Here is a 7,404-nt window from a genome sequence, read left to right as displayed (position 1 = left end):
CTCAGTAATGCCATGTCGATCACTCCAGAGCCCCCGCTGAAAACATGCGAGGGACGGTTGAAACATGGGTCAATTCTCAATGGAAATATTAGGCTGCGCCGGGTCAGCTCTCAGTGGAAATCAACACCTCGGGCTTCGACCCGAGGACGGGAATGAAAAGTATGAGGTGGCGTCCACGCCCAATCCTCCGCTCACGTGGTGTAGCACACACCACGTTTCCCTGCTCGATCCTCCCGCATCTGGCAGCATAGTCGTCACTTGAATGCGAGTGATGGCTAGGCACTATGTTTCATCGGAAGTTCAATTCAAAGATATGACCGGAATTGGATCGTGACCTAGAGAACGTCGCTTGATGTATTTCCATTATCCGTTCGACAATTTTCAACCCGATGCCGAGACTGTCAGGAAGGTGGGAAACGGGTTCTTTTGATGAGGAAGGTTCCGGTAGGCGATCCTCGACGGTGATGATGCCGTCGCCCACACGGACGACAATCACACTTCGAGTTGGTGTGTGTTTCACAGCGTTTTCTATCAGATTGCGAAGAGCGTCTCTCAAAAGCGGCGGCGAGCCAGTCAATGTACTGCTCTCCACTTGGCTGAAGAACTCGAGAGAGTGGTTGCAATCGTAGACCCAGGGAGCAAGTTGCGCCACGACGGTCGACGACAACTCCACGAGATCAACCTTCTCGAACATGCCGTGGTCAACGCTCTCAAGCCGAGCAAGTGCAGTGATCTGACCAACAAAATTCACGAGGTCATCAAGGTCAGCTTCGGCCCTTCTTGCGCGAGGGTGATCGATCTGACCAAGCTCCAGCTTCAAGGCAGCAAGTGGCGTTCGGATTTCGTGGGCGATCCCGGATGTCAAAACCTTCTGTGACTTCATCAAAGCCCCAACCCGCTCGAAAGCACGATTGACGGCGGCAGCTAGGTGGGCGACCTCTCGCGGCATTTGGTCGAAGTCAAGATGCGAACGGGAATCCATAGGATCGATCTGGTCGGCAGCATCCGCAGCAGCTCGAACCGGCCGGAGTGCTTGGCGGACCGACAGCAAAGTTCCGCCAAGCACGAGTACCAGCAGGATGCTCATCGGCACGATCAGGTGTTCGATTATCTCATTCCAGAGAACGTCCGACATCACGTCAGCAGGGTCACCGATCGTCGCAATGTCGACTAGAAACCGTTGATTGCCGACGATGAAGGCACGACCGCCGACCAGCGATAAAGGCTTTCCTGGCATCAGCGAGCGTAACCAGAAGTCGGGCGGATTTACATCGGCGGGGAGGAAGCGATCTTCGCAGGCGGCGTCGCATGATTGGAACACCAGTCCGCCGTTTGCCGCGCGAATTCGCGCCACATATCCCGTGTCACCTTTTTGATAGCGCTGCTGCACAGCGTCTGGAAGGGCATAGCGAACACTAGAATCCTCGGCAACGATCCCTGCCGCCAAACGCTCTGTTTCCTGCTCGACGAACAAACGGGATAACTCGCCGACATTCCAGTAGTAGTCCGTGAAGACGATGACGAGTTGCAGTAACATGGCAAGGATCGCGAAGAAGGCGATACGGCGCGTGAGAATGGCCCCGAGAGTCGGGCGAGATTGGCTCAATTATGCACCTCGCGCATCATGTAGCCGACACCTCGGATCGTTTCGATTGACGATTGGGTGTCGTGACCATCAAGCTTCTTTCGCAGACGCGATACCGCCAGTTCGACGGCGTTACTGCTTCTCTCGTCGCCAAATTCGGAGAAAGCATGCTCAATCTTGGATTTGGGTACAACTCTCCCGCCGTTGCGCATCAGCAGCTCGAGCAGTCCCTTCTCCGAGGGAGCGAGAACAATTTCGGTGCCTTCGCATATCACCTGTCGCGACGCGACTTCAAACCTCAGTGCAGCAAATTCGAGAATTGGCATCGATGTCACAGGCGATCGACGAATGAGTGCGCGTATACGGGCCGTGAGTTCGCCATTATGGAACGGCTTAGCCAAGTAGTCGTCAGCGCCGGCATCGAGCCCGGCTATCCGTTCATCGATCGCACCCCTTGCCGTCAACACGAGTACCGGGGTCTGGCTCCCAGCCTCACGGAGCGATCGGAGGACATCGAGGCCATCCTCATCAGGAAGGCCGAGGTCCAGAAGAAGCAGGTCGTATTCCGCCTCCCGAAGGCCGGTACGCCCATCCTGTGCCGTCGCGAAAGCGTCGACTCTCCAGCCCTCATTCCGGAGCGCCTCGCAAACCAGCCCGCGAAGCCGGGCGCTGTCCTCGACGAGTAGTATTCTCATGCCTTCTTTCGACCCGTAACCATTGACCAGACGAGATTTTCTCGATGCCTCCAGCTTTCCAATATAGCAGCGCCCGCATGGATGAAGACGAGGATCATAATGCTGTTTGCGATGGTGCCGTGCAATTGTTCAAGCCACTTCTCGCCCCAGAATGCATCCAACGTTGTCATCCAGCCGGTCAAGGCGGTCGCCGCGAGAAGCGCAATAAGCACGAGCATCATTACCGACGCCAGTGGATTATGGCCGAGGTACCGCTCCTCTTGGCGTGCGATGATGCCGCGAACCTGCTCCTTGATCTTTCTCGAGGTGGGAAAGAAGTCTTTGAACCGCGCATGCTTGGTGCCGACGAACCCCCAGATGAAACGAACGGTCAGCGCCACCACGACGACGTAGCCCGTCATACGGTGCCAGTACTTTCCCTCCTCCAGGATGAAGAGGTTCAGCGTGCATGCGACAACCACGGTCCAATGGAACAGCCGCACAATTGGGTCCCAGACCTTGACGTCCTTCAGTGCGGGATTGGAGGGCGACGCGCCCTCCTTCTTCGGTGAGATCGCCGTCATCGATCAGTCGCCCTTTTGAACGATGTCGCCGGAGACCGGGTTGAAGTAGACTTCCGCCCGCTTGCCATCCTTATCTTTGCCGTAGATTTCGTAGCAATTGCCGGTGATCTCGAAGGTTTTGACCTTGTAGCCGAGCGTATCGATCTTGGCCTTCATGGCGTCCTCAGACATCCACTTCGACTTCGGCTCTTTCGTACAGCTCGGGCTTGCCAGTGCCAGCGCCGGTACAGAAGCAACAATGGCGACGGCAGTAATGAGTTTCAGCATGATCATTCTATCCTTTGTTCCAGACCCAACCGGGCAACGACCAAGCGATAGAGTTTTTTAGCTGTCAGTTTGCTGTCAGCGAGATCAAGATGTGCATTCAGCGCCTTTTCGGGTCAAAGTGCGAACACCACACCGCTTACGGCTTTCCAGCCAAACTCGCGCTTAAAAGCGCGCCGCGTTGCAGATACTTCATGAGACGGGCACAGGAATGAGGGACGAGAGGTAGGTGCGCGCCGTATTACCAACGACTGTGGCCATGTCCCACCAAAACGATCCTCCTTCGTCTCCCTCAGGTTCGCCGCGACGAGGCGGTCAGGGCTGGCTTGCGCCATGAATAATTCTTTGTGCCCGCCCACCCTCCGTCATCCCAGGCCTTGAGCCGAGCATCCACGCCGCATCCACCGGCACTCGTGGCATGGATCCTCGGCTCAAGGCCGAGGAGGACGGAGAGTGGGGTTGGCTTTCCAGCCAAACTCTCCGGCACAAAGCACGTCACGTCACACATGCTTCATCGGGCCGGCGCACCTCTCCACCGTCATGAAGTCAGCTCAGCCGCCGGCTCCTGTAAGACCATAGCCGGGGCCTGGCACCGGACTTCAGTCCGATGTGCAATGCACGATCCACGTCTAATCTTTCACGACTGCTGACGTCGTGGAACTGCACGGCGCCCATTGATCTGATCCGGAGGAAAACGATGCGGATATCAACCTTAGCGTCCCTGGCCGTGCTCTCGCTGGCTCTTGCCGCAGGCCCGGTCACGATTGCCGGTATTGATATGGCCGCGCTGGCGAAGGACGGTGGAAATGGTGGTGGCAATGGCGGCGGAAACGGTGGTGGTAACGGCGGCGGCAATGGCGGCGGTCATGGAAACAGCGGCAGCCATGGCAGCGACAACCAGGGCAGAGGTTCAACCAATAGCGGCTCCAAATCGATAGGCTTGAAAGGCAAGTCTTCCGAATCGGAAGGCAGGTCCAAATCGGCAAAAACAGACAGGGTCGTCGTCGCCACAAAGGAGAAAAACCTTTCGGCGCAGCTTGCGGGCCTGAACTCCTTGAAGCGGAATTACAGGGCGTTGATGCATACCTCGGACCCACGCATGACGGCCATCTCGGCCTATGCCGTGGCTTATGCGCAGTATGAAATCGACAACGGAATTGAGCCCACGGCGACCGACCCTCTGCTGGGGGACGCGGCGCTGGAGGACGCATTGGCTACCGCAACGAAAACCGGTCAGGTGAGCCCGGCGGTCGTGGACGAAGCCAAGACAATTCTCGGCGTTGGCGACGCGAACGGTAAGATCGATCAAATCCGCACCTCGCTTGAGAACGCCGCGACGTCAGAAGAATAGCCACCAGTGGGTTGCGTGAGGTGCGCAGCTAATCGGTTATGTTGCGCGCCAGACTATGAGAGCATTTCCGTCTTTGTTTGAGTAACGGAATGCTCTCTTTTTTTGAGCAATTTCGGGGCGCAAAACATGCTCTGAGATCGAGGGAGCTGCCCCTCATCCGCCTGCCGGCACCTTCTCCCCGCGCGCGGGGCGAAGGGGATATGCCGCAACCTCTCCGTTCCTCACCAGCGTCTCGCAGGGCACGTCCCCTCGCCCCGTTTTTTACGGGGAGAGGGTTAGGGTGAGGGGCGGCACCTGGTACAGCCCGGGCAGGCGTATCGCCACCTCAAGCCGCCTTCTCAACCGCCGGCTCGCCCATCGCCTGCGGCTTGCCGAGCAGATAGCCCTGCGCCTCGTCGCACTGTTCTTCGGACAGCGTGTCGAGCTGCGCCTGGGTTTCCACGCCTTCGGCCAGCACCGGCACCTCCAGGCTGCGGCCGAGCGCCAGGATGGCTCGGACGATCGCCTTTGACTGCGGGCTGGTCTCGACCTCGGCCATGAAGCTCTTGTCGAGTTTGATCTTGTCGAAGGGGAAGGAGCGCAGCGTTTCCAGCGAGGAATAACCGGTGCCGAAATCGTCGATGGCGATCGAGACGCCAAGCGCCTTGATCTGCCGCATCGTCCGCAAGGCCTTATCCTTGTCGACGATGATCGAGCTTTCGGTGATCTCGATTTCGAGACGCCGGGGGTTCAGACCGGTTTCCGCAAGGATCTCTGATATGACGGCCGCCATATCGGCATGGCCGAGCTGGATCGGCGACAGGTTGACGGCGATCTTGTGGCTGTTGGTCCAGCTCGCCGCCTCCCGGCAGGCTTCCCTGAGCACCCATTCGCCGATCGGCAGGATCGCGCCGCATTCCTCGGCAAGGCCGATGAAATCCATCGGCGGGATGTTGCCGCGTTCGTGATGCCGCCAGCGCAGCAGAACTTCGTAGCCGGTGATCTCACCCGTCCGCACCGATTTCTGCACCTGATAGTGCAGATGCAGCTGGCTGCGATCGATCGAGGCCCAGAGATCCTTGGCGAGTGAACGACGGCGGCGCGCATGCTCATCCATGGCAGCCTCGTAGAAGCAGACCCTCTGCAGCAAGGATTGTTTGGCGCGGTACATGGCAAGGTCGGCATTGGCGAGAAGGCCGTCGACGCCTGCGGCATCGCTGGGATAGACCGCTACGCCGAGGCTGGCGCCGGTCTTGATCTCGAAGCCGTCGATGGCAACCGTCCCGGTCAGCGCGCTTTCCAGCCGCGCGATGAAATCGTGCAGCGCGCTCAGCTCATCGAAGCGCTTGGTTGCGGCGAACTCGTCTCCGCCGAACCGGGCGATGAACTCGCCTTCCTGCCGCGCTTCGTCGAGACGGCGCGCCAGCTCGACAAGCACCTTGTCGCCGGTGCCGTGGCCGTGCTGGTCGTTGATCTCCTTGAACTTGTCGAGATCGATACCGATGACGGCGACATTGCCCCTCACCCGGTCGGCGATCATCATTTCCTCCGAGACGCTCTCGCCGAACTGCAGCCGGTTCGGCATGCCGGTCAGGCCGTCATGTTTGGCAAGGAAGGCGACCTGCTCCTCGGATTTCAGGCGATCGGTGATGTCTTCGAAGGTGACCACCCAGCCGCCATTGGGCAGCATGTTGACATTCTGCTGGATGGATATGCCGCTCGGATATTTGTGAACCGCGCTGCCGGCGCCTGATCTGATCAGCGCCATGTTCCTGGTATAATGCGCCTCGGCCCGCGCGGCCGCCTCGCCGGGGTCCTCCGTATTGGCGGCATAGCCGATGTCGACGATCTCACGGTAGCCCATGCCGGGACGCACCGATCCCTCGGGGAATTTGAAGATTTCCAGATAGCGTTTGTTGCAAAGCAACAGGCGCTCGTCCTTGTCGAACATGCAGATGCCCTGCCCGATATTTTCGAGCGCGACGTCGAGATTGCGGGTGACCTCCTCGATCCGGTCGGCATCCGCCTTCTGCTTGCTGTTGTCCTTGGTAATCTTGGCATAGCCGATCAGCACGCCGGTCTCGTCATAGATCGGGTCGATGACGACATAGGCCCAGAAGGAGGAGCCGTCCTTGCGGTAACGCCACCCCTGGGCCTCGAACTTGCCCTCGCTGCGGGCGGTCTGAAGCGCTCGCTGCGGCAGGCCTTTGCGGCGGTCTTCCTCAGAATAGAACAGCGAGAAATCCTTGCCGACGATCTCATCGGCGCTATAGCCCTTGGCGCGCTCGGCGCCGGCATTCCAATTGCTGACCTTGCCATCCGGATCGAGCATATAGATCGCGTAGTCGGTCACCCCCTGCACGAGGAGCTTGAAATTGCGCTCCGCCCCGGCGGTCTTGGCCTGCCAGCGCACGGCGAAAATGGCGGCCGCAAACCCGGCCGCCAGCAGCGAAAGGGTGACGGCGGCGATTGTCACCACCATCAGTGCCGGCGAAAGAAGCGCGGCGGGATCGAGCGCAGCGATGCCCGGAATGACCGTCACTCCTGCCATTGCGGTGAAATGCAGGGCGACGACGCCAAGCGTCAGCAAAACCGTCGGCACCAGCCTGCCGAAAGTCGACCGGCCGCTCCGGCCGGCAAATCGAAAGGCAGCGACCGAAAACACCACGCCGAGACCGACCGAGGCCGTCACGTAGCCCGCATCCCACGAGATTTCACCGGGGAATTCGATGGCCAACATGCCGCTGAAATGCATAGACCAGATACCGACGCCGAAGAGCACGCCCGCCAGGATGTTCGCCACCCATCTGTCATAGGCGATCTTGGCGGCAACCGCCGCCGTTGTCGCGACGATCGCGACCAGCAGCGAGACCAGCGTCAATCCGGCATGATAGCCGACGACGACACCGGGGTCGTATGCCAGCATGGCGATGAAATGCGTGGCCCAGATGCCGAACCCACCCGCCG

The 7,404-nt window shown here is 59.3% G+C and carries 6 protein-coding genes; 1 reads left to right on the top strand and 5 read right to left on the bottom strand.

Annotation, left to right across the window (positions count from 1 at the left end; genetic code table 11):
• Nucleotides 1-289 precede the first annotated feature (289 nt).
• The 4 genes from GR197_RS31200 to GR197_RS31185 are packed head-to-tail and all read right to left on the bottom strand — an operon-like array spanning nucleotide 290 to nucleotide 3,113.
• Complete coding sequence (locus GR197_RS31200; RefSeq protein WP_164016561.1) at nucleotides 290-1,606, bottom strand: sensor histidine kinase; 1,317 nt, start codon at nucleotides 1,604-1,606, stop codon at nucleotides 290-292.
• A complete protein-coding gene (locus tag GR197_RS31195) occupies nucleotides 1,603-2,280 on the bottom strand; it encodes a response regulator transcription factor (RefSeq protein WP_164016559.1) in 678 nt (225 codons plus the stop codon). Before GR197_RS31195 ends, GR197_RS31200 begins: the two co-directional genes overlap by 4 nt.
• Nucleotides 2,277-2,843, bottom strand: coding sequence for a cytochrome b/b6 domain-containing protein (locus GR197_RS31190; RefSeq protein ID WP_164016557.1), 567 nt, complete (start codon nucleotides 2,841-2,843; stop codon nucleotides 2,277-2,279). Before GR197_RS31190 ends, GR197_RS31195 begins: the two co-directional genes overlap by 4 nt.
• Before the next feature lie 3 nt (nucleotides 2,844-2,846).
• A complete protein-coding gene (locus GR197_RS31185) occupies nucleotides 2,847-3,113 on the bottom strand; it encodes a PepSY domain-containing protein (protein ID WP_164016563.1) in 267 nt (88 codons plus the stop codon).
• A gap of 691 nt (nucleotides 3,114-3,804) precedes the next feature.
• Between GR197_RS31185 and GR197_RS31180 the strand changes: the two genes are divergently transcribed.
• Nucleotides 3,805-4,458: a hypothetical protein gene (locus tag GR197_RS31180; protein ID WP_164016555.1), complete on the top strand. Its 654-nt coding sequence runs from the start codon at nucleotides 3,805-3,807 to the stop codon at nucleotides 4,456-4,458.
• 325 nt (nucleotides 4,459-4,783) lie between these two features.
• On the opposite strand, the gene GR197_RS31175 is transcribed toward GR197_RS31180, so the two are convergent.
• A partial coding sequence (locus tag GR197_RS31175) for a bifunctional diguanylate cyclase/phosphodiesterase (RefSeq protein ID WP_164016553.1) occupies nucleotides 4,784-7,404 on the bottom strand: 2,621 nt, incomplete at its 5' end.

The organism is Rhizobium phaseoli (assembly GCF_010668805.1).
GTDB lineage: Bacteria > Pseudomonadota > Alphaproteobacteria > Rhizobiales > Rhizobiaceae > Rhizobium > Rhizobium phaseoli_A.
This window is presented reverse-complemented; position numbering and strand designations above follow the sequence as displayed.